The sequence below is a fragment of the Fictibacillus sp. KU28468 genome, assembly GCF_026153615.1.
Classification (GTDB): domain Bacteria; phylum Bacillota; class Bacilli; order Bacillales; family Fictibacillaceae; genus Fictibacillus_C; species Fictibacillus_C marinisediminis.
The window spans coordinates 895,231-922,109 of sequence record NZ_CP110666.1; the positions used below are offsets into that span (position 1 = coordinate 895,231).

General features: G+C 45.4%; 23 protein-coding genes and 1 pseudogene. 20 read left to right on the plus strand and 4 right to left on the minus strand.

Features of this window, described 5'->3' with window-relative positions; genetic code table 11:
• Positions 1–146 precede the first annotated feature (146 nt).
• Entirely contained in the window at positions 147–2,663 is a 2,517-nt protein-coding gene (gene secA, locus OKX00_RS04420; RefSeq protein WP_265409588.1) for a preprotein translocase subunit SecA, read from the plus strand.
• A gap of 130 nt (positions 2,664–2,793) precedes the next feature.
• Positions 2,794–3,892, plus strand: a protein-coding gene (gene prfB, locus OKX00_RS04425) for a peptide chain release factor 2 (protein WP_265409589.1) whose coding sequence is annotated in 2 segments (ribosomal slippage) — positions 2,794–2,856 and positions 2,858–3,892 — 1,098 coding nt in all. Because the reading frame shifts where the segments join, the coding sequence is not laid out codon by codon here.
• Positions 3,893–4,117: 225 nt separating this feature from the next.
• Here the strand turns inward: prfB and OKX00_RS04430 are convergent.
• Positions 4,118–4,372 (minus strand): hypothetical protein, encoded by a 255-nt coding sequence (locus OKX00_RS04430; RefSeq protein WP_265409590.1) that lies wholly within the window; start codon positions 4,370–4,372, stop codon positions 4,118–4,120.
• A gap of 499 nt (positions 4,373–4,871) precedes the next feature.
• Here OKX00_RS04430 and OKX00_RS04435 point away from each other — a divergent pair, with 499 nt between their 5' ends.
• The 10 genes and pseudogenes from OKX00_RS04435 (at position 4,872) to arsC (ending at position 15,046) form a co-directional block, all read left to right on the plus strand.
• Complete coding sequence (locus OKX00_RS04435; RefSeq protein ID WP_231689207.1) at positions 4,872–5,744, plus strand: YitT family protein; 873 nt, start codon at positions 4,872–4,874, stop codon at positions 5,742–5,744.
• A gap of 460 nt (positions 5,745–6,204) precedes the next feature.
• Positions 6,205–6,891 carry a cell division ATP-binding protein FtsE gene (gene ftsE / locus OKX00_RS04440; protein ID WP_062237838.1) on the plus strand — a complete coding sequence of 229 codons (687 nt, stop codon included), beginning with the start codon at positions 6,205–6,207 and terminating at the stop codon, positions 6,889–6,891.
• The gene (ftsX, locus tag OKX00_RS04445; protein ID WP_053357018.1) at positions 6,881–7,774 is read left to right on the plus strand and encodes a permease-like cell division protein FtsX; all 894 of its coding nucleotides are present in this window, start codon (positions 6,881–6,883) and stop codon (positions 7,772–7,774) included. The genes ftsE and ftsX overlap by 11 nt, the downstream gene beginning before the upstream one ends.
• Before the next feature lie 255 nt (positions 7,775–8,029).
• Positions 8,030–9,235, plus strand: a complete 1,206-nt coding sequence (locus OKX00_RS04450; protein ID WP_265409591.1) for a murein hydrolase activator EnvC family protein — start codon at positions 8,030–8,032, stop codon at positions 9,233–9,235.
• 152 nt (positions 9,236–9,387) lie between these two features.
• Positions 9,388–10,848 carry a S41 family peptidase gene (locus OKX00_RS04455; RefSeq protein WP_265409592.1) on the plus strand — a complete coding sequence of 487 codons (1,461 nt, stop codon included), beginning with the start codon at positions 9,388–9,390 and terminating at the stop codon, positions 10,846–10,848.
• Between the two features lie 394 nt (positions 10,849–11,242).
• Positions 11,243–12,439, plus strand: a complete 1,197-nt coding sequence (locus tag OKX00_RS04460) for a PDZ domain-containing protein (RefSeq protein WP_265410468.1) — start codon at positions 11,243–11,245, stop codon at positions 12,437–12,439.
• A 118-nt stretch (positions 12,440–12,557) separates the two neighbouring features.
• Positions 12,558–12,815: pseudogene (locus OKX00_RS04465) on the plus strand (VOC family protein); the annotation flags it as partial.
• A 126-nt stretch (positions 12,816–12,941) separates the two neighbouring features.
• Positions 12,942–13,289 carry an ArsR/SmtB family transcription factor gene (locus OKX00_RS04470; protein WP_265409593.1) on the plus strand — a complete coding sequence of 116 codons (348 nt, stop codon included), beginning with the start codon at positions 12,942–12,944 and terminating at the stop codon, positions 13,287–13,289.
• A 15-nt stretch (positions 13,290–13,304) separates the two neighbouring features.
• Positions 13,305–14,603, plus strand: a complete 1,299-nt coding sequence (locus OKX00_RS04475; protein WP_265409594.1) for an arsenic transporter — start codon at positions 13,305–13,307, stop codon at positions 14,601–14,603.
• 23 nt (positions 14,604–14,626) lie between these two features.
• Complete coding sequence (gene arsC / locus OKX00_RS04480) at positions 14,627–15,046, plus strand: arsenate reductase (thioredoxin) (RefSeq protein WP_265409595.1); 420 nt, start codon at positions 14,627–14,629, stop codon at positions 15,044–15,046.
• A gap of 127 nt (positions 15,047–15,173) precedes the next feature.
• On the opposite strand, the gene OKX00_RS04485 is transcribed toward arsC, so the two are convergent.
• Both OKX00_RS04485 and OKX00_RS04490 read right to left on the minus strand, forming a co-directional pair.
• A complete protein-coding gene (locus OKX00_RS04485) occupies positions 15,174–15,353 on the minus strand; it encodes a hypothetical protein (protein ID WP_265409596.1) in 180 nt (59 codons plus the stop codon).
• Between the two features lie 43 nt (positions 15,354–15,396).
• Positions 15,397–15,993, minus strand: a complete 597-nt coding sequence (locus tag OKX00_RS04490) for a cupin domain-containing protein (RefSeq protein WP_265409597.1) — start codon at positions 15,991–15,993, stop codon at positions 15,397–15,399.
• Positions 15,994–16,251: 258 nt separating this feature from the next.
• Between OKX00_RS04490 and OKX00_RS04495 the strand changes: the two genes are divergently transcribed.
• From OKX00_RS04495 to OKX00_RS04530, 8 genes are all read left to right on the plus strand, one after another.
• Entirely contained in the window at positions 16,252–17,163 is a 912-nt protein-coding gene (locus tag OKX00_RS04495) for a ubiquinol oxidase subunit II (protein ID WP_265409598.1), read from the plus strand.
• A gap of 27 nt (positions 17,164–17,190) precedes the next feature.
• Complete coding sequence (gene qoxB / locus OKX00_RS04500) at positions 17,191–19,149, plus strand: cytochrome aa3 quinol oxidase subunit I (protein WP_265409599.1); 1,959 nt, start codon at positions 17,191–17,193, stop codon at positions 19,147–19,149.
• Positions 19,149–19,748 (plus strand): cytochrome o ubiquinol oxidase subunit III, encoded by a 600-nt coding sequence (gene cyoC / locus OKX00_RS04505; RefSeq protein ID WP_248253877.1) that lies wholly within the window; start codon positions 19,149–19,151, stop codon positions 19,746–19,748. The genes qoxB and cyoC overlap by 1 nt, the downstream gene beginning before the upstream one ends.
• Positions 19,749–20,054 carry a cytochrome o ubiquinol oxidase subunit IV gene (cyoD, locus tag OKX00_RS04510; protein WP_265409600.1) on the plus strand — a complete coding sequence of 102 codons (306 nt, stop codon included), beginning with the start codon at positions 19,749–19,751 and terminating at the stop codon, positions 20,052–20,054. It abuts the gene before it with no gap.
• 1,323 nt (positions 20,055–21,377) lie between these two features.
• Positions 21,378–22,655 (plus strand): murein hydrolase activator EnvC family protein, encoded by a 1,278-nt coding sequence (locus OKX00_RS04515; RefSeq protein ID WP_265409601.1) that lies wholly within the window; start codon positions 21,378–21,380, stop codon positions 22,653–22,655.
• Between the two features lie 74 nt (positions 22,656–22,729).
• Positions 22,730–23,776 carry a hypothetical protein gene (locus tag OKX00_RS04520; RefSeq protein WP_265409602.1) on the plus strand — a complete coding sequence of 349 codons (1,047 nt, stop codon included), beginning with the start codon at positions 22,730–22,732 and terminating at the stop codon, positions 23,774–23,776.
• A gap of 132 nt (positions 23,777–23,908) precedes the next feature.
• On the plus strand, positions 23,909–24,949 hold the full coding sequence (locus OKX00_RS04525; protein ID WP_265409603.1) for a methylated-DNA--[protein]-cysteine S-methyltransferase: 1,041 nt from the start codon (positions 23,909–23,911) through the stop codon (positions 24,947–24,949).
• A gap of 24 nt (positions 24,950–24,973) precedes the next feature.
• Positions 24,974–25,522: a bifunctional transcriptional activator/DNA repair enzyme AdaA gene (locus tag OKX00_RS04530; RefSeq protein WP_265409604.1), complete on the plus strand. Its 549-nt coding sequence runs from the start codon at positions 24,974–24,976 to the stop codon at positions 25,520–25,522.
• Positions 25,523–25,751: 229 nt separating this feature from the next.
• Here OKX00_RS04530 and OKX00_RS04535 read toward each other — a convergent pair whose 3' ends face one another.
• On the minus strand, positions 25,752–26,858 hold the full coding sequence (locus tag OKX00_RS04535; RefSeq protein ID WP_416054300.1) for a citrate synthase/methylcitrate synthase: 1,107 nt from the start codon (positions 26,856–26,858) through the stop codon (positions 25,752–25,754).
• Positions 26,859–26,879 lie beyond the last annotated feature (21 nt).

The window sequence follows — 26,879 nt, forward strand, 5'->3', positions numbered from 1 at the left end:
TTTATACTGAGAAACAGAGAGTTTGTGAAAGGACGTGCCAAAAATTGAATTGACAGTTGAAGAGATTTCAGCTTTCTTGTCGTAAAATTCACAAACTGATAGAATAAGTAATAGCACTTATTTCCTGAACAGAGGAGCGTTAGCAGATGATAGGATTGCTTAAAAAGATTTTTCCAAGTACGAACGATCGAAATTTAAATAGATACCAGAAGATCGCTGATCAGGTAGATGGACTGGGGGATGCTCTTAAAGGTCTTTCCGAGGATGAACTTCGTCAAAAAACGGAGGAATTCAGAGAGCGCATCGCCAAAGGGGAATCTTTGGATGCCCTTCTTCCTGAGGCGTTTGCGGTTGTCAGAGAAGCGGCGGAACGTGTACTCGGAATGCGTCCATATCCTGTTCAAATCATGGGGGCGACTGCACTTCATGAAGGAAACATTTCTGAAATGAAAACCGGTGAAGGTAAAACACTCGTAGCGACGATGCCTGTTTATTTGAATGCCCTTGAAGGCAAAGGCGTTCACGTGGTCACAGTCAATGAATACCTTGCCCGCCGTGACTCCGAATTGATGAGTCCTCTGTATAATTTTCTTGGCCTTTCGGTTGGTCTGAACATCTCCGACCTTTCCAGAGAAGAAAAGAAGGAAGCGTATGCAGCCGACATCACGTACGGTACAAACAACGAATATGGCTTTGATTATCTTCGTGACAACATGGTTGTTTATAAAGAACAAATGGTTCAGCGTCCGTTGAACTATGCCATTGTCGATGAGGTGGACTCCATTCTTATTGACGAAGCCCGTACACCGCTGATCATTTCGGGTTCAGCTCAAAAGTCTACGGAAATGTACATGATGGCCAACATGTTTGTCCGCACACTGAAAAAAGAAGAAGATTACACCGTTGATGTGAAGACAAAAAACGTTCAGCTCACAGAAGATGGGATTACAAAAGCAGAAAAATATTTTAATATTGATAACTTGTATGATTATAACCACGTTACCCTGAACCACCATATCAACCAGGCGCTTAAAGCGAATATCATTATGATTCTTGATGTGGATTACGTTGTTCAGGATGGCGAAGTTGTCATCGTTGACCCGTTCACCGGCCGGCTGATGGCAGGCCGCCGCTACAGCGAAGGTCTCCACCAGGCGATTGAAGCAAAAGAAGGTCTGGAAATTCAGCGCGAGAGCATGACGCTTGCAACGATTACCTTCCAAAACTACTTCCGTATGTACAATAAGCTTTCCGGTATGACGGGTACAGCAAAAACGGAAGAAGAAGAATTCCGCAACATTTACAATATGGAGGTTGTCGCGATTCCGACGAACCGTCCGATTGCGCGTGAAGATAACTCCGATTTTGTTTATAAATCAATGGCAGGCAAATTCCGCGCCATCGTTAAAGAAATTCAGGAACGCCATGAGACCGGACAGCCGATCCTCGTCGGTACGGTTGCAGTTGAAACATCTGAGCTGCTTTCACAAATGCTTCGCAAAAAAGGGATTCCGCATAATGTTTTGAATGCGAAAAACCACGAGCGTGAAGCAGAAATCATTGAAAATGCAGGCCAGGCCGGCATGGTTACCATCGCCACAAACATGGCGGGCCGTGGTACGGATATCAAGCTTGGAGAAGGTGTCCGTGAACTTGGAGGCCTCCATATTTTAGGTACAGAACGCCATGAATCACGCCGTATCGATAACCAGCTCCGCGGACGTTCCGGACGTCAGGGAGATCCAGGTTCTTCTCAATTCTACATCTCCATGGAAGATGAGCTGATGCGCCGATTCGGTTCAGATAATATGATGAACATGATGGAACGCCTTGGGATGGATGAAGATACGCCAATTGAAAGCAAGCTCGTCACCAAAGCGGTTGAATCTGCGCAAAAACGTGTTGAAGGATCCAACTTTGATGCTCGTAAGCAGCTTCTTCAATATGACGATGTTATGCGCCAGCAGCGTGAGATCATCTACAAACAGCGCCAGGAAGTGCTTGATGCTGAAAATCTAGGTGACATCGTTCTTAGAATGGTGGATTCCGTTATTGACCGTATCGTTAAAGCACATACTGCTGACGAAATGGTTCAGGAAGAATGGGATCTTACTGAGATTGTAAATTACGCTGCCGCTACTTTCCTAAATGAAGATGACGTGACAGTCAAAGAGCTTGAAGGACTGGATCAGGAAGAAATCATCGAGCTTCTGAAAGAAAAAGCGCACAACGCTTTTGCTGAGAAAGAAGCGATGATCGAGCCTGAACATATGCGCGAGTTTGAAAAAGCGGTCATCCTGCGTTCTGTTGACTCCAAATGGATGGATCACATCGACCAGATGGAACAGCTTCGACAAGGGATCCACCTTCGTGCATACGGACAAAACGATCCACTTCGCGAGTACCAATTTGAAGGATTTGAGATGTTCGAGTCCATGATTGCTGCAATTGAAGAAGAAGTCGCAATGTATATCATGAAAGCTCAAGTGGAGCAGAACATGCAGCGTGAGCAAGTGGCTGAAGGTAAAGCGGTTGTTCCTAGCGATAAGCAGGAGACCAAGCGCCAGCCAGTTAAAAAGAAACAGGATATCGGCCGAAACGCCTTATGTCCATGCGGCAGCGGCAAAAAATATAAACAATGTCACGGTGCAGCGGAGAATTAATCCCGCCGTGGTGATATAATAAAGGAAGAAGCAGGAGAGTCGGGTTTTAAGGCTCTCTTTGCTGTGTTTTTTCACATCAAAACAACATATACTCACGATTAGGATATAACCAAAAACACGAGGTGGCAGAATGGAATTAGTAGAGATTAAGCAGGAACTGAACATTATGGCTAAGCGATTAGCGGACTTCAGGGGGTCTCTTTGACCTCGATAACAAAAAAGCAAAGATAGCAGAGCTCGATGAAAAAATGAGCGCACCGGCATTCTGGGATGACCAGAATGCTGCGCAAACGGTCATCAGTGAAGCAAACGGACTGAAAGAGCAAGTGAACCAGTTCGAAGATTTAAACGGACGTTACGAAGATCTTGAAGTCGCACATGAAATGCTGAAGGAAGAACCCGATGCTGACATGCAGAAGGAACTTGAGCGTGATTTAAAGGAACTGTCCAATGCTTTAAATACATTTGAGCTTTCTCTTCTTTTAAACCAGCCATACGACAGGAACAATGCGATACTCGAACTTCATCCGGGTGCGGGGGGGACCGAGTCACAGGACTGGGCTTCCATGCTTCTCCGCATGTACACACGCTATGCGGAACGAAAAGGGTTCAAGGTAGAAACGCTGGATTACCTGCCTGGAGATGAAGCGGGTGTAAAAAGCGTAACGCTTGGCATTAAAGGCCACAATGCATACGGATATTTAAAAGCGGAAAAAGGAGTTCACCGATTGGTCAGGATCTCTCCATTTGACTCATCGGGACGCCGGCATACTTCGTTCGTATCATGCGACGTCGTTCCAGAGATCAATGATGATTCTGAAATTGATGTTCGTACCGAAGATTTAAAAGTGGATACGTACCGGGCCAGCGGAGCAGGCGGCCAGCACGTTAACACGACGGACTCTGCCGTACGGATTACCCATATTCCTACAAACACCGTCGTATCGTGCCAAACTGAACGCTCACAGATCAAGAACCGTGACCATGCGATGAAAATGCTGAAAGCGAAACTTCTTCAGCGGAAGATTGAAGAGCAGCAGGCAGAATTGGCTGAAATCCGCGGAGAACAAAAAGAGATCGGGTGGGGAAGCCAGATTCGTTCCTACGTTTTCCATCCATACAGCCTCGTAAAAGACCACCGTACCAATACGGAGATGGGGAACGTTCAAGCAGTTATGGACGGAGACATCGAAAGCTTTATCGACGCGTATCTGCGTTCTAAAATTTAATAGGATAAGGGAAAAGGCTGGTCCAGGGTGGGCCAGCCTTTTTTTGTTTTTTTTTTATGAAAATGATGCGTTTTGCAAGTAAACCTAGTCGAACCGCAAGTAACGGCACGCAATGGTACGCAGGAGCCTTGGCAGAGCCTGCTAACATAGATCTTTCCATTCCAAAATGAACAAAAAAACTATCCAGATCGCACCCTGGATAGTTTCGATTCTTTCTCTATGTAATTATTGCAGAGGCAAGGCCTCATCAGCTCCGGGCACATTGCGCTGAAGTATTTCGATCTCATGCTCCAGTTGGGATATATAGTGTTCCATCTGCTCAAAACGCTGGAGTACGGCGGAATGATAGTTTTCCATTCCTTGATCAAGCTTATTGAAATTGGTTTCAATGATTTCAATTTTAGCTTGATAACGGTCGAGTCTGCCGAGTGCTTCCTCCATACGCTGCAAAAGGAGGAGATACAGCTTTTTTTCATCCATCTCAATTTTTATCCCCTTTCCTGTCCCTCAATATGTTGTTACTAGTTTAACGGAAAGCTGTCTGAATTTGTAAAAAACCGTTCGACAAAAGAAAGCCCGCCAGGTTCCCGGAGGCAGACCGGACGCGGCGGGATGGTGGATTATTCATTATCTGTTGCGGATAAAAGATGGTTGAGCTCTTCAGTCAGGTCAGTTAGCGGTTGTGAGATTTCCAATACGTGCTGAACGGTCTCAAGCTGCTCTTTAGATGCTTCTTGTATGGAGCTGTTGGTTTGAGCGGCCTGATCGGACGCAGAGCCATCTGCTGAAGCGTATTGTTTAATTCTTGTTTAAATAAATTTCATCTAATTTACGGTTAAAAATATAATCGGAAATTTCAATTTTATTCCTTTACCGCGTCATCGGGATCGCGTTCACAGGGCAGACTAGTAGTGATATAATGATTCGGGTTTTACCATTTTACGAACTTAGGTGGTTTAGAAAGTAGGGTAATGTAGCAATGATGACAGCTTTGCGAAGACGTAATGGGGTTTTGCCGCCAAAGGCAGAGCTCGCTTTGGAATATATATTTGTGGTGATCGGTTCGGCCTTCGTAGCGCTTGCCTTTTCTGTGTTTTTGCTGCCGAACAAGATTGCTTCCGGCGGGGTGAGCGGGATCAGTACCATCTTAAAATGGGTGGTAGGCTGGGATCCGTCGATTGTCCAATGGGCACTTAACATTCCGCTGTTTTTTGCCGGTATAATTTTTCTCGGAAGGCAGTTTGGCGCTAAAACACTCGTCGGCACTGTCGTTTTACCCCTCTTCGTTTTTGTATTCAGCGGTTGGGGACCAGCTACGAACGATCCGCTGCTTGGTGCGTTATTCGGAGGATTGGGTGTTGGAGCCGGACTGGGCATCGTATTCCGAGGAAAAGCATCAACAGGCGGTGTTGACTTGCTGGCGCAGATTCTTCACAAATATGCCGGAATCTCCCTCGGGACATGCATTCTGTTTATTGATGGAACGATTGTTTGTACATCCGCACTTGTTTTCGGTCTTGAAAAAGCTCTTTACGCTTTGATAGCCATGTTCCTGACGGCAAAAACGATTGACGTTGTGCAAATGGGGCTTGGCGTTTCTAAAGTGGCACTGATCATCTCGGATCAGGAGGAAGAAATGCGCCAAGGGATTCTTACCGAGATCTACAGAGGTGTAACAAAGATCAATGCGTTCGGGGGATATACACAGGATGAGCGTCCGATGCTCATGTGTGTAGTCGCTCAATATGAGGTGACCAAACTGAAGCAATTTGTCAAAAGTATAGATCCTTCTGCGTTCATTATCCTGTTGAACGCCAATGAAGTTCTGGGCGAAGGATTTAAGCGTGCATAATCGATAAAAAACACACCGGTGAGCAAATTGCTCGCCGGTTTTTTTTATGAAAAGACTGAGAAATGATGGATTTTGTCCGATTTCATGAAACGTACCGACATGATAACAGAAAAAAATACGAATGGGTATGTTTGTCGGCTAAGTAAATAGCAGTGATTTTTTAGTACATTACAGCTTAATTAAAATCGTAAATAACGTATTCTCCAACCGCTGACAGAAAAATGCGAATAATGTCGTAATATATTTGTCGAAAAGCTGTAAAGATAGTGAAAAAGTCACTTGTTATTCGAAAATAACGTCGTAACTTGAAATGAAACTGTAATAAATTTTACAGTTTCCGATGTTATAATAGGAATTACGGGAAAAAAACACTGATTTTAATAAATTGGTTGTTATAGATTGTCGAATTTAAAAGGCGGATGGGGAAATACGCAGTTCTGAATTAAGGAAGTGATGAATTTTGATAGAAATGAAAGATGTATGGAAAACATATCCCAATGGTGTTATGGCTTTAAATGGGATCGATATCTACATAGATAAAGGAGAATTTGTTTATGTAGTAGGGCCGAGTGGAGCCGGTAAATCTACATTCATCAAGTGCATGTACAGAGAAGAGAAGCCGACAAAAGGTTCGATCCTCATACAAGGCACAGATCTGGCAAAATTAAGGGAACGAAACATTCCTAAAATGCGCAGGAAAATTGGAGTAGTCTTTCAGGACTTTAAACTTTTGCCAAAGCTGACAGTATATGAAAATGTTGCTTTTGCACTTGAAGTTATCGAAGAGACTCCAAAAGTAATCCGCCAGCGCGTCATGGAAGTTCTCGATCTGGTTCGGCTGAAAAACAAAGCACGTTCTTTTCCCGATGAGCTATCAGGCGGAGAGCAGCAGCGTGTATCGATCGCCCGCTCCATCGTTAATCATCCTCCAGTTATTATTGCGGATGAGCCGACAGGAAACCTTGACCCTGAAACGGCATGGGAGATCATGGACATCTTCAAGGAAATCAACGAACGTGGTACGACAGTTGTCATGGCCACTCACAATAAAGATATTGTTAACAGTTTTCAAAAGCGCGTAATCGCCATCGAAGGCGGACGAATCGTGCGTGACGAGCAGAAGGGGGAATACGGCTATGAAATCTAGAACCCTAAAGCGTCACTTTACAGAAGCATTTAAAAGTCTTGGGAGAAATGGCTGGATGTCATTTGCCTCCGTTAGTGCAGTAACGGTTACTTTATTGCTTGTCGGCGTTTTTCTAGTGGTCCTATTAAACTTAAATCATCTTGCAAGCCAGATTGAAGGCGATGTAGAGATTCGGGCGTATATTGACCGCACGACAAAACAGACGGAGTATGCTGATCTGCAGCAAAAAATGGAACAGGTTCCGCATGTCAATGAAGTGAAATTCCAATCCAAAGAAGATGGATTGAAAGAATTGATCAAAAGCCTTGGAGATGAAGGAAAAGCTTTCTCATCTCTGAAAAAAGAGAATCCATTGCCAGATGCATACATCATTAAAACGAAGAAGCCTCAGGATACCGCATCTGTTGCTTCTGAAATAGAGAAATTTGACCACATCAAGAAGGTTGATTACGGCCAGGGAACCGTAGAACGGCTGTTTAAAGTGACAGGCGCTGCCAGAAATGTTGGGATTGTATTGATCGTTGGATTGATCTTTACAGCAATGTTCCTCATTTCAAACACGATTAAACTTACAATTGTATCCCGGCGTAAAGAAATTGAAATTATGAAACTTGTTGGTGCAACAAATGGCTTTATTCGCTGGCCTTTCTTCATTGAAGGGTTTGTACTGGGTGTGATGGGGGCGATTGTTCCGATCCTCGTTATCGTGTTCGGATACGAATTCCTCCACGGCTCAGTCAATAATCAGCTTGATACCGTCTTTGTCAGACTGCTGCCGGTCTATCCGATGGTGCTTCAGCTTTCAGCATTGCTGGCCATTATCGGTGGATTGATTGGAGTATGGGGAAGCATTTCATCCGTACGTAAATTCTTAAAAGTATAGGTTCATTTTTAGCAAGATTGTGCTTTGGAAACAATTTTGCAAAGAGACTTCATGGACAAGTTGATGGAGTGCAAGGTGCGAGACTACGGCTAGGAGAAGCGTGACAGTTGAAACCCACAGGCGCATGCGCCGAGGGGTTCAGCGCACGCCCCGAGGAAAGTGAGCAGCCTGGAACGGAAATCAACTGCTTCCAAAAGCCACAAAGATTACGAAAGATATACATGAAAATTGGGGTAGAAAAGGGGAGGACTTGATTTGAACAGAAAGATCGCAGGATTAACACTTTCATTAAGCCTCGCTCTTAGCGGTATTACAGCATACCAATCATCCACGACAGCCAGCGCAGAAACGCTAAAGAGCATACAAGAGAAAAAAGAGGCGAATAAAAAGAAACAAGGCGCCGCTAACGCAAAACTAAAGCTCAATGAAAAGAATCAGGCAGCTACAAAAAAGGAAATTGAACGCATCGATAAATCAACGATGGCTACAGAAAGCCAGATTAAAAAGAAAGAAAACGAGATCCAATCAACGCAGGATCAGATCGATCAGCTTAAGAACGAAATTGATCTTGTTCAAAAGCGGATTGACAAGCGGGACCAGCTGCTGAAAGAACGCGTCAGCTCCATGTACGAGAGCGGCGGAGCTGTCCAGTATCTTGATGTGGTTCTCGGATCAAAAAACTTCGGTGACTTTCTTGACCGGGTTGTCGCATTGAACCTGATTGCAGATCAGGACCGCCAGCTATTGGAAGAGCAAAAGAAAGATAAGGACCTTTTAGAGCAGAAGAAACAAAAGGTTGAAGATCAGCTTTCTGCTCTCCAGGATAAAATGCGTGAGCTTCAGGAGCTGAAGAAGCAGCTTGATGCACAAATGGAAGAGAAAACCCGTTTGATGTCTTCATTAAAGAAAAAGCATTCTGAAATTGAGGACGAAGTGGAAAAGTATGAGCATTCAGCTGAGCTTCTAAGCAGCCAGGAGAAGGCCATTAAAGAAGAACAAGCTCGAGCCAAACAGGCTGAGGAGCAAAACAGCTCGAAGGGAAGCGCAGGCGGAAATGCTGCGAATACCGGATCAGGAATGATCATGAAGCCGGCAGCGGGTATCTTTACTTCCGGGATCGGTTCTCGCTGGAACAAGTTCCACGCGGGTGTTGATATTGCCAAGCCAGGTACAGTTCCGATCTACGCAGCGGCAGATGGTACTGTCATCCGTTCAGATTACTCTTCATCCTATGGAAATGTAATCTTCATTACCCACTCGATCAATGGACAAACGTGGACCACGGTTTACGGGCACATGAGAGAGCGTGTCGTTCAGGGCGGTTCTGTAAAACGCGGCCAGCTGATCGGATATATGGGGAACACCGGCCATTCAACAGGCCAGCACTTGCATTTTGAACTTCACAAAGGGCCATGGAACGCATCGAAATCCAATGCAGTTGACCCTCGTCCGTATATGTAATCAGAGAAATATATGGACATAAAAATACAAGCTGTTCATAATATAGAGTAGGAGTTTCGGGCGGACACATCAGGTCCATCTCTTACTTTGAAAATTGGCATCGCATCGGGAAGGTGTGATGCCTTTTTCTGCCAAAAATGAGGTGAGCGAAATTGAAAAGAAAAGTTGTTGCGCTTCTTATGGTTTTATCGCTTGTTATTGGAGCCGGCGGAATGTACGGCTATATGAAATGGTCCAATAAAGATCAATCATTGGGCAACGCCGGTTCGGTCAGTGAGATGAAAAGCACCAAAGCGCCGGTGAATCAGAATCAGGAATTTGCGAAGCTTCAAAAAACGTACGAGCTGATCTCCTCGAGGTATTATCAGAAAGTAGATTCAGAGAAACTGCTTGAAGGTGCCATCGACGGGATGGTAAGGACATTAAAAGATCCTTACTCTGTCTATATGGATGAAGACACGGCCAGCCAGTTTACCCAATCACTGGATTCTTCCTTTGAAGGTATTGGAACAGAAGTAAGCATGCAGGACGGAAAAGTAACCGTTATCGCACCATTTAAAGATTCACCTGCAGAACGTTCAGGTGTGAAGCCGAATGACCAGATCGTTTCAGTTGACGGCAAAAGTCTCGAAGGGCTTGATCTATATCAGGCTGTTCTAAAAATCCGAGGCAAAAAAGGTTCTACAGTTACACTCGGCATTAAGCGAAAAGGTGTTAATGACACGCTTAACATCGATGTGAAACGCGACACGATTCCGATTGAGACAGTTTATTCTAACGTTCGAAACGTAAACAGCAAAAAAATCGGTGTCCTCAACATTACCTCTTTCTCTGAAGATACAGGAACCGATTTTAAAAATAAACTGGGAGAACTTGAAAGCAAAGGTATCCAAGGGCTTGTCATCGATGTCCGCGGAAATCCAGGCGGCTATCTGAATGCGGTCGACAGCATGCTGAAGGAAATTATTCCGGCAGGCAAACCTTTCGTTCAAATTCAAGACCGTAAAGGCAACAAGGAACGGTATGTTTCTCAGCTGAAAGAGAAGAAAGCCTATCCTATTGTCGGTCTCGTAGATGGAGGAAGTGCCTCAGCTTCTGAAATCATGGCTGGAGCATTAAAAGAAGCAGGCGGTTATCCGCTAGTCGGCGAGAAAACGTTCGGAAAAGGAACGGTTCAGCAGACCATCGATCTGGGGGACGGCAGCAATGTGAAGCTGACGCTTGCTAAATGGCTGACTCCGGACGGCAATTGGATCCATAAAAAAGGCATCAAGCCAAATTATGCCGTAAAACAGCCGGCTTACTTCTACACAAGCCCGCTTACAATCGAAAAACCGCTTGTTTTTGACATGAACAGCGAACAAGTAAAAAATGCACAGAAAATGCTTCAGGGCCTTGGCTTTGATCCGGGACGCACAGACGGCTATTTTGACGAAAAAACAGAAACAGCCGTTACTGCTTTCCAAAAAGCCAACAAGCTCAGCCCATCCGGCAAAGTGGATCAAAAAACAGCCGGCAAGCTGGAAAGCAAGATCATCACTGAGATCAGAAACAAGAAAAACGACGTCCAGCTTCAAACTGCTTTGGAGATGGCGGCAGAAAAGAAAAAATAACGAAGGATTCCGCAGGTTCTTGCCTGCGGAATTTTTTTTGTTGATTGAGAAGCCGGAGAAATGCTGTGTTTGGCATGTAAAAGGAGGTTAGGCAATAAAGCCGTACGTAAAGTGACTAAACTGGCACGTAAATGCTAAAAACCCGCACGTAATTCATGAAAACACGCATGTAAACCCAACGAACGTCTGCTCATCTTCTGACAAACGATCTGCAAGCGCCTTTCTTTATGAAAAGCTACACATTTTTCTCACACTCCTTGTTCTTTTCGGGTTATACTTAAAAATATTAACTACATAATGCTTGTGTAAATTTACATTCCAGGCAGAAGCCGGAATCACATTTTGAATAGATTAAGAACGTTGAGAAAAGAAGCATTAAGGAGAGGTTTGCGTGATGGATATCTATGTAAAGGAACTGCTTGAGGGCATAGCGGCTCTTTTTTTACATCCACTTTCATACGTGTTTGTGATTGTTGCTTTTGTTATTGGTTTTAAGCGAGTAAAACGGGAACGAAAAGAATTTAAAGTAAAGGTCCACCCTGTGATTGATAATTTAATTCAATCGTTTTTTCCTGGTCTTGTCATTGGTATTATTTTTTCAGTTGTTCTGCTCGGCGCCGGTGTCGTCGTTCCGATGGGAATGGTGGCCTTGATCGGCGCAATGTACGCGTTGCTTGGCTTAACACTGAGAACAAGGTTTTTAAACCCGGCTTATGCGATCGGACTCGCATCAATAGTTGCACTTGTTCTCCCGCATATCTCGACAAATGTTGATCTGCTGGATACATGGCTGAGGGATATCCGCAACACACCGCTTGATGCTCTCGGTATTCTAATGGCTCTCCTCCTCATTCAGGAAGGGATTTTGATCATCTGGAAAGGGTCAAACCGAACGTCTCCCCGTCTGTTGAAAGGCAAGAGAGGTCAATACGTGGGTGCGCATGAGGCAACAAGGTTCTGGCTTGTCCCGCAATTTTTGCTCATCCCGATCGGTGCCATACCCGCACAGGGAGATTGGCCGATCTTCGGATTGCAGGCTGTAGGATACTCCATTCTCCTTGTCCCGTTTGCGGTAGGTTTCCGTCAGCTGAATTCTCATTCCCTTCCACAGGAGGCGATTAAAGCGACCGGAAAACAAGTACTGGCTCTCGGCGCACTTATTGTGGCGATTGCGCTGGTTGGTTTCTTTACTGGCTTGCCGCTGCTTGCGGTTATCGCTATCATTGGAGGAACGCTCGGCCGTGAGCTCATTACCGTCATTAACAGCCAGCGTGATGAGAGCGGCAAGCCATTCTTCACACGCCGGAATGAAGGACTCGTCGTCCTCGGTGTGGTGCCTGGCACCCCTGCTGCCAAGATGGGTATCCAGGTAGGGGAAGTCATCATGAAGGTGAACGGAGTCGCCTTAAATAATGAGCGTGAATTCTACCGTGCTTTGCAGATTAATGCAGCCTTTTGTAAACTCGAAGTTCTGGATCATAGAGGAGAGCTCCGTTTTTCCCAGCGGTCGCTCTATGAGAATGAACATCACGAGCTCGGCTTGCTGTTCGTGCATGAAGTGACAGAAAAGAAGAGTGTGGTAGTATCGTAATTTCCTATGAACGTAATCGATACTGAAACAGACATTGAGGATTGAAAAAAAGGTTGACAGAATAGAGGGAGGTCTCAAGTGATGAGACCTCCTTTTTATCATCTCTTAAATCAAGTAGAATATAAAACCCGAAATAGTAGGAAATCAGGTCGGCCATTTCGGTTTCCAAGTGGAAAACGAGGAAGAAGTGATAAAACACAAGGATCGTTTAGAGAAGTTAGGATTTTTTGCCCGTGAAGAAATGGATGTATACTGCTGCTATGCCACTCAAGATAAATTTTGGGTGACGGATCCAGACGGGAATGAGTGGGAATTCTTTTATACGAAGAGTGATAGAGAAGTACATGAACCAACAAAATCAGCGTCTTGCTGCTAAATCATACTATGTCACCTGTCATTCTGGCAGGTGACTTTTTGTTGATACGAATTTATGGTTGCGTACATAAGGATATACTTATATGATGATGACGGATAATGTGATGATATTGGAGGTGCTTGCGGGATGGCCAGTCAAGAATTAAAATTGGAAACCGCTGCTAACATACTAAAATTATTAGGCGATAAAACACGGTTAGCCATGGTGAAAATATTGTCTGAGAACGAATGCTGTGTCTGTGAATTTGTCGATCTGTTTCAGATGAGCCAGCCAGCCGTTAGTCAGCACCTGCGAAAGTTAAGGGATATCGGTTTAGTTAAAGAACGGAGAAACGGGCAATGGATCTATTATTCATTAAATGCTGCTTATCCTTTTCTTTCGTTTGTCCTGCAAGTCATTCAGAGCTTACCGAGTCAGCAGTATCGTATAGAAGAATTAGAGGCACAGGGAAAACGAATTTCCTGTGATAGTTAAGGAGGTATTATATTTGTGAGTGCAGTCATTATTGCCAGTATCATTTTTTTAGCCACACTGACGTTTGTGATCTGGCAGCCAAGAGGTCTTAGTATTGGATGGTCAGCTTGTGGAGGAGCTCTTATTGCTTTGCTCTTTCAAGTGGTCTCCTTTCAGGATGTAATAGATGTAACGGGAATTGTTTGGAACGCTACTCTCACATTTGTTGCTATTATCATTATTTCTCTTATTTTAGATGAGGTAGGGTTCTTTGAGTGGGCGGCTCTTCATGTGGCCCGCTATGCAAATGGAAACGGGATCAGAATGTTTTTGCTGGTAACGGTATTGGGAGCAGTGGTGTCCGCTTTCTTTGCCAACGACGGAGCTGCGTTAATCTTGACTCCGATCGTTTTAGCAATGGTTCGCCATTTGAAATTTGAGCACAAAATGGTGATTCCATTTATCATGGCCAGCGGGTTTATTGCAGATACGACTTCCTTGCCGCTGATCGTCAGCAATCTGGTGAATATTGTGTCAGCTGACTTTTTCGGCATCAGTTTTTCGGAGTATGCCAGCCGTATGATCATTCCCAATCTATTTAGTCTGCTGGCAAGCATTCTTGTACTCTATCTTTATTTCAGAAAAAGCATACTAAAGACTTACGATGTCAATCAGCTGAAAAAACCGGCAGAGGCCATTAAAGATGTAAAAATGTTTACATTGTCATGGTATGTTCTAGCTGTTCTGCTCGCTGGATACTTTATAGGAGAATTCTTCTCGGTGCCTGTATCCTTCATCGCAGGAGTCATCGCGGTTATTTTCTTGGCAGCTGCAAGAAAAAGCTCAGCCATCCAGACAAGAACAGTAATAAAAGGTGCACCTTGGGCGGTCGTATTCTTTTCTATCGGTATGTATGTTGTCGTGTATGGTTTGCGAAATGCAGGACTTACCAATCTATTGGCTAGTGCCATTGAATCCGTCACACATCATGGACTATTTGCAGGAACGATTGGAATGGGCTTTATCGCAGCAGTCATCTCTTCTGTGATGAATAATATGCCAACCGTTATGATTGATGCGTTAGCCATATCTGATACCCATACGACAGGTGTCATGAGGGAAGCCTTGATTTATGCGAACGTAATCGGTTCGGACTTGGGGCCGAAACTTACACCAATTGGTTCGTTAGCTACATTATTATGGCTTCATGTGCTGAATACCAAAGGCGTGAAAATAACATGGGGATACTACTTTAAAATTGGGGTCGTTTTAACCGTTCCAACCTTGTTTATAACGTTGACAGGTCTCTATCTATGGTTAATTATCCTTCATTAAATTGAGTTAAGGAGTGTTTGAGAATGGCTAAAAAAACAATCTATTTCTTATGTACCGGAAATTCATGCAGAAGCCAGATGGCAGAAGGCTGGGCTAAAAAGCATCTTGGTGAAGAATGGGAAGTAAAAAGCGCAGGGATTGAAGCACATGGCTTGAACCCCAATGCGGTAAAAGCGATGAATGAAGTGGAGATTGATATTTCGAATCAAACATCTGACATCATTGATCCGGATATTTTAAATAACGCAGATCTTGTTGTCACGCTCTGCGGGGATGCGGCTTACAAGTGCCCGATGACTCCTCTGCATGTAAAAAGGAATCACTGGGGATTTGATGATCCGGCGAAAGCGGAAGGAACAGAAGAGGAAAAATGGAAGGTGTTCCAGCGAGTCCGTGATGAAATCGGAGAACGTATTGCAACGTTCGCGAAAACAGGAAAATAACAAGCAAGGGGCTGTCCAGAAAGTCGAAAATTGACCTTCAGGCAGCCCCTTTTTGGCTTGAAAAATCTTCAATGAAAAGTTAATTGAAGTGGAAGATGCGAGACTCCTCGAAAATGAACTTCACATTTTATCCGTGCGATAAAAAGCTGCCGGAGCCTTCCTTGTCCTGCGGGATTAGCGTGATAGGTGAGACTCCCGCCGGCGCTAGCGCCAAAAAGCAGGCGTTCACGCCGGTAAGGCTCCCCGCACGCCCCGCGAAAGTAGGAGCTCGCGCCGGTAAAAGCGAGCACCCTGGAACGGAAATCAACAGCTTATAGACTTCTTGGACAGCCCCTTTTTTTTTTGCCGTTTTAATATGGCGGATGATAGAAAGTCTGAGGATAATGGCTTGGATAATACTGATCTTGGCGTTGTTCTCCACTGCAGTTTTTCGGCGGCCCGATAAACGTGGTGGACTGGACGGGTGCGACCGTTTGGATCCATTGTTTTTCATTCATGCAATATGTGTGAGCCATGATGTTGGACGGGGTGAATTTTAATAGATCGGAACCCAGGATGACATCCGGTGTCGGTGAATTGAATATAGCCAGCAGGTGGGTTTGGTCAGAGGCAGCCACTTCATAATGCCACCAGCCTTGAGGAACGTTAGCAACCTGCCGGGGTCCGATCGAATAGTGATGGAACTGTTTCGTAAACGGATTGAAGATGGAAACAACAGCAGAACCAGAAATGCAGTACACAAGCTCTGCGGCATTTTGGTGATAATGAGGTTCGACGACGTTATTGGTGCTCAAGAAAATATCCAATAAGGAAACATTGTCCAACGTGTTTAACTGCTGGATCCCCAAAACATTTATATAATTCTCGCGGTCTTTGGTGAACACGTTGCTGCTGACATCGGCGGTGTATTGAGTGGCTGGTGATGTGTAATCCAAGTTTTGCACCATAGTTTACCCTCTTTCTATTGGCAGATGGTCACTACCATACCCTATGCAGATGCCCAGATGGCGTGACAGTATTTTTTCCTGCTGCGGCCTCATTTGTCCACTTTGTGACAAATGAAGCAGAACAAGCCTTATTTTTATGAAAGTGTGATTTATATCACATATGAGAAACGCCCCTCCGTTATAGCATGAAATAGTACTTATTACACTCCGTCAGGAAGATAGAAACACTGTTTCAGGTTATGAAAGGAGAGGTCACACATGAAGAAACATACGTCCGGCTATCTTTGGAAGATTTCTGCTCTGGGCATCACCCTGTTAGCACTTCTAACAGGATGCGACCGGCGGTATCTCGTCTTTAATCCGTCCGGCCCTGTCGCGCAAAAGGAGCTTGACTTAATTGTATTGTCAGCGGTTTTATGTGCCGCTGTGGTGATACCGGTTTTAGTTTTGCTGTTTTATATCGTATACAGGTACCGTGACAAACCGGGCAATAAAGCACCGTATACGCCAGAGTGGAATGACAGCAAAATATTGGAGATCGTGTGGTGGGGAATTCCGGTCATCATCATTTGTATTTTAGGCGTTTACACTGCCAAAACAACGTATTTTCTTGTCAAACCGCCGGTGACAGATGTAAAACCGATTACCATTCAGGTCACCTCACTCGATTGGAAGTGGCTGTTTCAGTATCCCGATCAAAAAATTGCGACCGTCAACTACGCGGAAATTCCGGCTGGCGTTCCAGTTCAATTCCAATTAACATCGGATTCGATGATGAACTCGTTCTGGGTTCCGGAGCTTGGCGGACAAGAATATACGATGCCGGGAATGGCGATGAGGCTCTGGCTGCAGGCAGACAAGCCGGGAACGTACTTCGGATCTGGTGCCAACTTTACCGGAAAAGGTTTTGCCCATATGAAATTTAAGGTGGTTGCCAAGCCGCAGGCTGAATTTAACCAATGGGCACAACAAATTAAAAAATCAGCTCCGGCGCTAACTCAGGAGAGATTTGATCTGCTGACGAAAAAAGGACTGGCAGAGAAACAATCATTTTCTTCGTATCCTGAATCCTTGTTTCATAACACGATCGACCGCAACGGCGGCAAATATATGAAGCCTGAGATGAAGCACGGGGGACATGACATGTCGATGATGGACCACGATAAATAATAGAAAAGAAGAAAGGGGGAAAAACAGATGGCAGACAAGGCGAAAGGATTTTTTGTAACCGGTGATCCGCTGATTTATGGCGCGGATGTTGCCATTGTGATCACGCTTCTTGGTATTTTGGTTTTTCTTACGTTTTTCAAAAAATGGGGCTGGCTGTGGCGCGAGTGGCTCACAACCGTTGATCATAAAAAAATCGGAATTATGTATTTGGTATCCTCCCTCCTCATGCTGTTCAGGGGAGGAGTTGACGCACTGCTCATGAGAATGCAGCTGGCGTTCCCGAATTCACACTTTTTGGATTCACAGCATTACAATGAGATTTTTACGACGCACGGCACAATCATGATTTTGTTTATGGCGATGCCCTTTATGTTTGCACTGTTTAACATTGTGGTGCCGCTGCAGCTCGGAGCGCGCGATGTCGCGTATCCGTTCTTGAACGCGCTGAGCTTCTGGCTGTTTTTCTTTGGCGCCATGCTGTTCAACTTATCCTTTGTTGTGGGAGGATCGCCGGATGCCGGCTGGCTGAGCTATCCGCCGTTATCCGAACTTGCGGGAAGCCCGGGGCCGGGACAAAACTTCTATATCTGGGGAATTCAAATCTCTGGGATTGGAAGTCTGGCAACTGGAATTAACTTTCTCGTCACCATTTTAAAGATGCGTGCTCCCGGCATGAAACTCATGAAGATGCCGCTGTTCTCCTGGTCTGTACTGGCCAGCTGCATCACGATCATCTTCGCGTTTCCTGTATTGACGGTAACGCTGGCGCTATTGTTTGTTGACCGCTTTTTCGGTGCCCATATCTTTACGGCAACCGGAGGCGGAAACCCGATGATGTATGTCAACCTGATCTGGATGTGGGGACATCCAGAAGTGTATATCGTAGTGCTGCCGGCGTTCGGTATATACTCAGAGGTCGTCAGCACCTTCTCGAAAAAGAAAATTTTCGGCTATAAATCCATGGTATTTTCCATGATGATCATCAGTGTACTTTCCTACTTTACGTGGGTCCATCACTTTTTCACGATGGGTGCCGGAGCCGATGTGAATACGTTCTTTGCCATAACAACGATGGCAATCGGTATTCCAACCGGTGTTAAAGTATTCAACTGGCTGTTCACGATGTTCCGCGGCCGCATCAGCATGACGCAGCCGATGCTCTGGACGCTCGCTTTTATTCCCTGCTTTGTCGTTGGGGGAGCGACAGGGGTCATGCTGGCTGTTGCGCCGGCTGACTATCAGTACCATAACAGCTATTTCCTGATTGCCCACTTTCATCAGGTCTTGATTGGCGGGGTCGTCTTCGGGTATTTGGCAGGACTCTACTACTGGTGGCCGAAAATGTTCGGCTTTAAATTGAACGACCGCCTCGGCAAATGGGCATTCTGGACATGGAACATCGGGTTCTATGTATGCTTCATGCCGCAATATGCGCTTGGATTCATGGGCATGACCCGCCGTGTCTATACGTACGGATGGGACATGGGCTGGGCGCCGTACAACCTTGTTTCCACGGGTGGCGCGTTCCTTATGGGAATCGGCTTCGTGTTCCAGGTGTGGCAGATCCTCTACAGCATCAAGAACGGCGAGCGCGATCTTACAGGAGATCCGTGGAACGGCCGGACGCTGGAGTGGTCCATTCCATCTCCTGCTCCGCTTTATAACTTTGCCCATATTCCAGGGGTGAAGAGTGATGATGCCTGGTGGGATATGAAGGAACATAAGCATGGAGCTGCATCTGAAAAAGAAAATAAAGAGTTTGAACCGATCCACATGCCTAAAAACTCAGGTATTCCATTTTTCATGGCGGCGTGCTGGTTTGTAGCTGGATTTGGGCTTACTTTTGAATGGGTGTGGGTAGGAATCGCCGGCTTGGCTGGTGTAGCCATCTGCTTGCTGGCCCGTTCCTTCCAGCGGAAAACGGACTACTACATTCCTGTAGATGAAATCAAGCGGACGGAAGCTTCTTTAGGGAGGGTCGTGTGATGGCACAATCGGTAACGTCTATGGATACCCGCCACGAGGCGCATCACGATACGTTTAAATTGCTGGGCTTTTGGATTTTTCTTGTAACAGACTGTATCATTTTCGCTTGTTTGTTTGCTGTATATGCCGTCTTGAGGACTCACACAGATGGAGATCTTACAGGGCATGAGCTGTTTGAGGTCAAGGGCTTTACTGCTGAAACCTTCATCCTTTTGGCAAGCAGCTTTACGAGCGGGCTTGCTTCACTCGCGATGCATAAAGGAAACAAAAAACAGCTGATGGCATGGCTGGCGGTCACCGTATTGCTCGGTATGTCCTTTGTGGGACTTGAAATTACGGAGTTTGCCAAAATGGCAGCTGAGGGAGCAACGATATCCACTAACGCGTTTCTTTCTTCCTTTTTTACACTGGTCGGAACGCACGGACTTCACGTCACGTTCGGTTTGATCTGGATGATTGGTGTAATGGTTCAGATCGGGAGGCACGGCATCGACCATCTGACCAAAGAAAAAGTAACGATTGTCGGTCTGTACTGGCATTTTCTCGATGTCGTCTGGATTTTCATCTTTACCGTTGTTTATCTGTTGGGGGTGATGTAGATGAACGGACATGAAAACCATGGTTCAGCAAAGACATACATTATGGGTTTTCTCTTTTCCATCATTTTAACGATCATCCCGCTGTGGCTTGTGATCCAGCAGTTGATGAGCAAGAGCATGCTGACGGTTTCCATTCTTTTGATCGCTTTACTGCAGCTCATCATTCAGTTTTTCTTCTTCATGCACATTAGAGAAGGAGAGAAGCCGAGGTATCATGTGATGGCACTTGTGCTTGGAGCTGTCATGGTGTTCACGATCGTAGCCGGCTCCATCTGGATCATGACGTTTAATTCTCAGGTTCATTAAGGGAATAGACTTTACCTTTTGTAGTTCCTGTGTGCTGGAGCTGCATGTCGGAAAGCAGATCATGAGCGATAAATCGAGATGAAAGCTGGAGAAAGTGCCGGCACTGCTGATTGGTGATCCTTGGCTGAATAAGTAAAAATAATCTTGTAAAGAGGAAATGTGAGCATCGCTTGAAGAATGAAGGCAGGCGATGCAGACCCATTTTCCTCTTTTTCTTTTCATGAGAAGGGTAAAACATACCGGGCAATGCACGCCGGTGAGAAGGTCGGTTGGAGGTATGAGGAAGTATTCGAGGGGATCGAATGTTTTAGGTGTATGCTGTTTGATAAGAAGAGTGGACAACCGTTTTAACTGCTTTTTGCTCAGAATCTCATTTGTGTGCAGTTGGTTAAGGTGTTCTATTTTTTTAGGGACTAAAGAGCTTCGGGTAATGTACTTGAGGTTACCAGGACTGCCTTTGATTCGAATGATGGTCCGGGGACTGCTGATAACAACGAGGCATTCAATGGGGAGCGGTGGTAGACGGTTCTTTGTAAGCCATTCGGTTAACAGCTTTTTATGGCGGTGGATTTGTATGATCGGATATGCAAATCCTTCTTCTTTACCTTCGTGTGTACGAATCTGCTGTTGATGTGTTTCGTCAAAAAGAAGTAAGCCTGAAAATAGATGGTCCTTCGATGGAAATTCTTGCAGATAAAAGTCGAGGGACTGTTCGCTGCGGTATCCTTTGAACCGGCTGGCCCGCTCTTTTTCGATGATTGGCCGTTTTGGATGGTTTGGGGGCAGTCTGCGAAGCAAGGCTTCTAGTTTTTTGATGATAAGAGGGATTTTGTATAGATTTGACGATCATAGCAACACTCCTTATTAGATAGATTTCTCTTTTTTAGTAGATTTTCCTGCTTTAGAAGGGTGGTTTTATGGAGGGAGGAGAGCGGATGGGGAGTTTATGTGAAGAATTGAGCAGAAAAGGAGAGGAATTGTACCGTACGCTCAATTAATTGAGCCGAACAACATTTAATTGAGCGTAACTCAAAATAATTGATCCAAACTAAAAATTCAGATAACTGCGCTCAACTAAACCGGCTTAATTTCCACAAAAACCCCTACATTATCCTCATTCATTGTCAGTTCCTGCAAAGTAAAACCCATCATTTATGTCAATTAATCACTCATTCTTACATTTCTTAGGTTATTTTCGCGAGTTTTGTAACAATTTGAAATATAGTTGTAATGTAATTGCCCAAAAACTCTATTATCTAAATGATATAATTGCACTTGGGATTAAAAGAGGGTGTAGGAGAACGTATGGAGGAGGCAATACCATTGAAAAGAAAGATATTAAAGGGGTTATTATCTCTAAGCATTGGCTTGAGCGCTTTTACATACACTTCTGCTAACGCGCAAACGTTAAGTGATATACATCAAAAGCAAGCTGAAAACCAGGCCAAAAAACAAAAAAAGAACGCAGAAATTAAAGACGTGCAAGGACAGCAGGACCAGGTGCTTGAGGAACTGCAAAAAATTGAGTCTACTCTGCAGCAGACGCTGAACGATATTCAGACGAAAAAAACAGAAATCAATGATACGAAAAACGAGATTCAAAGCTTGAAAGACCAAATTGCCAAGATTCAAAAACGCATCAAAGAACGCGATGCGATCTTAAAAGAGCGTGTCCGTTCCATGTATGAAAGTGGCGGAGCGGTGAAGTACCTTGATGTCGTACTTGGCTCACAAAACTTCGGTGATTTCCTTGACCGCTTGATCTCATTAAATTTGATCGCAGAATCTGATAAGTCCATTTTGGAAGATCAAAAGCGAGATAAAGCAGCAGTTGAACAGGATAAACAGCATGTAGAACAAAAGCTGAATTCCTTGAATGCGAAGCTTCAGGAATTAAATGGGCTGAATGATAAGCTCAGCGCCCAAAAAGAAGCAAAAAACAGACTGTCCGCTTCATTAAAGAAGAAGGAAACGCATCTTCATGAAGACGTGACAAGTATTGAAGAGAAAAATCAAATTCTTTCCGCACAGGAAAAAGCGGTAAAAGAAGAGATGGCAAGAGCAAAAAGAGAAGCTGAACAGCGCAAGCGTGAAGAAGCAGCCCGTAAAGAGGCAGCCAAACGTGCGGCTGAACGCCAACAAGAGCGGCATGATTCAGCGCCTTCACCTGCGCCGACTCATAGCGAGCCAAGTGTTTCAGCGAACTTTATCTGGCCTGCCAATGGCTACGTTTCATCGCCATTTGGCAAGCGTTTTGGCGGCAGTGATTTCCATCCGGGTATCGATATCGCTCAAGCTGGATCGGACAATGCGATCTCAGCAGCGGCTTCAGGTACGGTTGCCCGTTCTTACCTATCGTCTTCTTACGGTAATGTCGTATTTATTTCTTCTTTCATTGACGGCCAGCTGTACACGACTGTTTATGCACATATGAGTGAGCGTGCAGTCAGCACAGGACAAAGTGTAACTCAAGGACAACGACTTGGTACGATGGGTAATACTGGACATTCCACTGGACAGCATTTGCATTTCGAACTTCATAAAGGCGAGTGGAACTACGCGAAATCAAACGCTGTAAATCCAATCCCATATCTTCGTTAATCAACACATCAGGGAAGCACAAGGAGACATCTCCATGCTTCCCTTTTTATTTATAAAAAAAGCGGGGTGAGAAGATGAAGGCCGGTCAAGCTCGTAAAAACGCAGAAGATTGGGTGAAGAAGTACGCCAGCTCTGAAAGATGGTTTTTGGGTGCGTATTTCAGCGGATCGACCATCGGACTCGCAGACGACGAAGAACTGCCGGTTGGATCAGACGTCGATATTGTGCTTGTTACTGCAGAGGATGAACCACCGCTGAAACCCGGCAAGTTCCTCTATCGTGATACCTTGCTGGAAGCTACGTATCTATCTCAAAAATTATTGAAATCAGCCCAAGAAGTGCTATCCTCTTACCACCTGGCAGGAAGCTTCCGTACGAACACGATCATTGCTGACCCCACAGGACATTTGCAGAAACTCCAACAGCAAGTGTCCAAGTATTTTCCGGAGAAAAAATGGGTGAAGAACCGATGCGAAAATGCAATGAGAAGAATTGAATCCGGGCTCGCTGCAATTCAGCCGAATGCACCGATTCATGAACAAGTAACAAGCTGGCTGTTTCCGGCAGGGGTCACGACCCACGTTCTTCTCGTTGCTGCCATGCAGAATCCGACCGTCCGGCTCCGTTACCTTAAAGCGCGCGAGGTACTGGTGGAATACGGACAGGAGGGATTATATACGGATCTGCTGAGGCTGCTCGGCTGTGGGCATTTTACTTCTGAAAAAGTGGAGCACCACCTAGCCAACCTTGAAGAAACCTTCGATGGTGCAGCGGCGGTCTCCAGGACGCCGTTCTTTTTCAGTACAGATATTACGAAAATTGCCCGTCCGATCGCCATTGATGGAAGCAGGAAACTGATTCAGGACGGTTTTCATCGAGAAGCTGTATTTTGGATTGCAGCCACGTTTGCGCGATGCCGAACGATCCTTGCAGCAGATGCCCCGCCTGATTTGCAAGAATCACTGGCTCCTGCTTTTACCGAAATCCTCGCTGATTTAGGTATTGCAACCACAAGAGATATCTTTGACAGGGCACAGGAAGTGATCAGCTTTCTGCCGGCTGTATGGGACACCGCCAATGCCCTTATGGCGGCGAACCCTGATATTAATAAAAATAAGTAAAGGCATGCCCCCGGATTAAGGGCATGTCTTTTTTAATACGGCGAGTAAGACCATAAGAGCAAGAATGAGGACGATTTACACCGATGAAAGCTGATAGAATGAGGGCAGAATAATGAAGAGGTGAGTGATGAGATGAATCAGATCGAGCGGTTTAACGAACTGCATCAAGGCAATGATTTGCTTTTGGTGAATCCTGTGCTTCAGAAACGGTATGACTATATTGAACCTGAAAACGATAAGCATGCTGCCCTTTACGAAAAACTGCTTAGGAAGGATGATTACGCTGGCTATTATATCGGCGTGACGACAACTGGCATCGCATGCCGCTTTGGCTGCAGCGCTACACCTCCCCACAAGCAGAACACCGTCTTTTCCAAAAGATTATTTGATCTCGTCTGCTTCGGGTTCAGAGAATGCAAAGTTTGCAAGCCGTTAACCCATGGGACCGAACGAGAGGACATCCGGAACTTTGTTGACCTGATACAGAAGGAACAACATCCGGAAAAATATTTGAAGCAGATCTCTCCGGATGATTCCTCTTATAGCCGTGCGAGGAGATGGTTTTTGAAGCAGCATGACGGAGATCTGCAAAAGTACGTGTACGTCAAGCGGGTAAACGACATGCTCCGCAGCGGAAGCAACCGTGACGAAGAGCTCCCGAATACCCTTAGCTTCCAGAGATACTGGACGCCGATCGGTGTTTTGATCGCCTGTTTTTATGAGGGGGAATGCTGTTTGCTGGAATTTATGGACCGGCGGGCGCTTGAGACCGAGCTTGTTTTTCTGAAAAAGAGACTTAAAGCCAATCTCAAAAAGAGATCAAGCCCATTGAGCCGCCAATTAGGTTTCGAGCTCCAAGAGTATTTCTCCGGGTCACGCAAGGGATTTTCCGTGCCGGTTGCCAGTATCGGAACGGAATTTCAAGTGCAAACATGGAAAGCGCTGAAGGATATACCTTATGGCACGACGCGCAGCTATAAAGGGCAGGCGGAGCATCTGGGACGTCCCAAAGCTGTCAGGGCAGTGGCCAACGCAAACGGCAAGAACCGCATCTGCATCCTTATTCCTTGCCATCGGGTGATCGGGGATAATGGTGACCTGAGAGGATTTGCAGGTGGATTGGATCGAAAACAATTTTTACTTGAACTTGAAAATAACAGAAGTTTACAATAGGAGCAGAGGAAGGGGACAGTGAAGATGGACAATCTCTCATTTGATGAGATGTGGGAAAAAATTATGGCGTGCGACAGTTCGTATGACGGTTTATTTTATACTGCTGTCAAAACGACAAAAATTTATTGCCGTCCTTCCTGCCGCTCGAGAAAACCGAAGAAGATCAACGTGGATTTCTATGGAACTATTCCTGAAGCAGTAGAGGCGGGCTTTCGAGCCTGTAAACGATGCCAGCCGGATGCCGGGCTTTCTCCTCAGATGGAGATCGTCACCAGGGTGAAATCGTTTCTGCTGATGCACTATAAAGAGCCTCTTATTTTACAGGACATTGCCGATCATGCCGGTTTGAGTCCGTTTTACCTCGAACGGCAATTTAAGGAGGCGACATCTGAAACTCCGCGTACCTACCTTGAAAGGATTAGAGTGGACAAGGCCGTGTATCTCCTAAAGCATTCCAGCCTGACCAATCTTGAAATCTGCTTCGAGGCAGGGTTTCAGAGCACTTCAAATTTCTATAAAGTCTTTCAAACGGTTCTGAACTGTTCCCCGAGTGAGTACCGCCGATTAAAATGAAGCCTATGAAAAGAGGCTGGTCCCAATAAGCCAAACCTTGCTATCTAGAGGCAGCTGATTTCCGTTCCAAGCTGCTCGCTTTTACCGGCGTAAACGCCTACTTTCGCTGGGCGTGCGCTGAACCTACCGGCGCGAGCGCCTACTTTCTCGGCGCAAGCGCCTGCGGGTTTCACCTGTCACGCGCGTCCCGCATCTATGACTTTTTGGACAGTTCCTTTTGGTGATTTGTTTAGTTGTTTTTCACTTCTGCCATACTGCGCTCAGGACCGATGTATACGGATTCTGGCCTGAATATCGTGTTGTCTTCTGACTGTTCAAGAACATGGGCGGTCCAGCCTACCATTCGGCTGGCCGTAAAGGTGGGCGTGAACAGCTCGTCATCCATTTGAATGGCCTTCATAATCGCTGCAGCATAAAATTCTACGTTCGTATACAGCGAACGTCCTGGTTTAAATTCCTGCAATAGAGCAACAGCCGTGCGTTCTGTCTCAAGAGCCAGATCAAGCCATTGGTCTTTTCCTGTCATGTTTAAGAGACGCTCCTTCAAAGCGGCCGCTCTCGGATCAAGTGTTTTATATACGCGATGGCCAAATCCCATCAGCTTCTCACCACGAACTAACTTCTCTCGAATTACTCTTTCGGGATCGCCTGCTTCCGCCACTTCATCCAGCAGTGCGATCACACCGGAAGGGGCACCTCCGTGAAGGGGGCCTTTCATCGTCCCAATGGCTGATGTTGCAGCAGAAACGAGGTCCGATTCTGTGGAAGCTGTTACCCTTGCTGAAAATGTTGATGCGTTCATCCCATGCTCCAGCGTCAAGATCATATAGGTTTCCAGCGCTTCAGCATGTGCTTTTAAAGGTGGTGTGCCGTTGATCATATAAAGATAGTTTTCAACATGATCTAAGTCCTCGAAGGGAGAAACAAACGGCCTGCCTTCTATGCTGCGTATCCGATAGGCTATGATACTCGGAACGAGCGCTGTCAGTCTAATCGCTTGAGCAATCGTAGGTTTCCAGCCATATTCTTCAGAGCCTTCTGAAGAGATGGCGGTTCGGATCACGCTCATCAAATCCATGTTCTTCGGAAGGTGATCAATGATCTCTTTAATCGAACCTGAAAGCTTCCTGTTTCTTTTTAACTCATTCTTCAGATTGTTCAGTTCATTTTCATTTGGAAATTTTCCATGCCATAGAAAGTAGGCTGTTTCTTCGAATGAATAGTGCTTTGTCACTTCGCCGATATCTAAACCTCTGTACAGCAATTTCCCATTCAGGCCATCCACATGGCTGATGGACGTCTGTGCTGCCACAACACCTTTAAGACCTTTTTCCATCAATCATCTCTCCTTTTCTTC

What these genes read in the sequence shown, in the direction of transcription:
- OKX00_RS04490 (WP_265409597.1), bottom strand. Translation starts at nt 15,993, where the DNA reads ATGGTGCAAAACTTGGATTACACATCACCAGCCACTCAATACACCGCC.
- arsC (WP_265409595.1), top strand. Translation starts at nt 14,627, where the DNA reads ATGGCTAAAAAAACAATCTATTTCTTATGTACCGGAAATTCATGCAGA.
- OKX00_RS04495 (WP_265409598.1), top strand. Translation starts at nt 16,252, where the DNA reads ATGAAGAAACATACGTCCGGCTATCTTTGGAAGATTTCTGCTCTGGGC.
- OKX00_RS04435 (WP_231689207.1), top strand. Translation starts at nt 4,872, where the DNA reads ATGATGACAGCTTTGCGAAGACGTAATGGGGTTTTGCCGCCAAAGGCA.
- qoxB (WP_265409599.1), top strand. Translation starts at nt 17,191, where the DNA reads ATGGCAGACAAGGCGAAAGGATTTTTTGTAACCGGTGATCCGCTGATT.
- ftsX (WP_053357018.1), top strand. Translation starts at nt 6,881, where the DNA reads ATGAAATCTAGAACCCTAAAGCGTCACTTTACAGAAGCATTTAAAAGT.
- OKX00_RS04520 (WP_265409602.1), top strand. Translation starts at nt 22,730, where the DNA reads ATGAAGGCCGGTCAAGCTCGTAAAAACGCAGAAGATTGGGTGAAGAAG.
- OKX00_RS04470 (WP_265409593.1), top strand. Translation starts at nt 12,942, where the DNA reads ATGGCCAGTCAAGAATTAAAATTGGAAACCGCTGCTAACATACTAAAA.
- OKX00_RS04525 (WP_265409603.1), top strand. Translation starts at nt 23,909, where the DNA reads ATGAATCAGATCGAGCGGTTTAACGAACTGCATCAAGGCAATGATTTG.
- cyoC (WP_248253877.1), top strand. Translation starts at nt 19,149, where the DNA reads ATGGCACAATCGGTAACGTCTATGGATACCCGCCACGAGGCGCATCAC.
- secA (WP_265409588.1), top strand. Translation starts at nt 147, where the DNA reads ATGATAGGATTGCTTAAAAAGATTTTTCCAAGTACGAACGATCGAAAT.
- OKX00_RS04535 (WP_416054300.1), bottom strand. Translation starts at nt 26,858, where the DNA reads ATGGAAAAAGGTCTTAAAGGTGTTGTGGCAGCACAGACGTCCATCAGC.
- OKX00_RS04530 (WP_265409604.1), top strand. Translation starts at nt 24,974, where the DNA reads ATGGACAATCTCTCATTTGATGAGATGTGGGAAAAAATTATGGCGTGC.
- OKX00_RS04460 (WP_265410468.1), top strand. Translation starts at nt 11,243, where the DNA reads ATGGATATCTATGTAAAGGAACTGCTTGAGGGCATAGCGGCTCTTTTT.
- cyoD (WP_265409600.1), top strand. Translation starts at nt 19,749, where the DNA reads ATGAACGGACATGAAAACCATGGTTCAGCAAAGACATACATTATGGGT.
- OKX00_RS04430 (WP_265409590.1), bottom strand. Translation starts at nt 4,372, where the DNA reads ATGGATGAAAAAAAGCTGTATCTCCTCCTTTTGCAGCGTATGGAGGAA.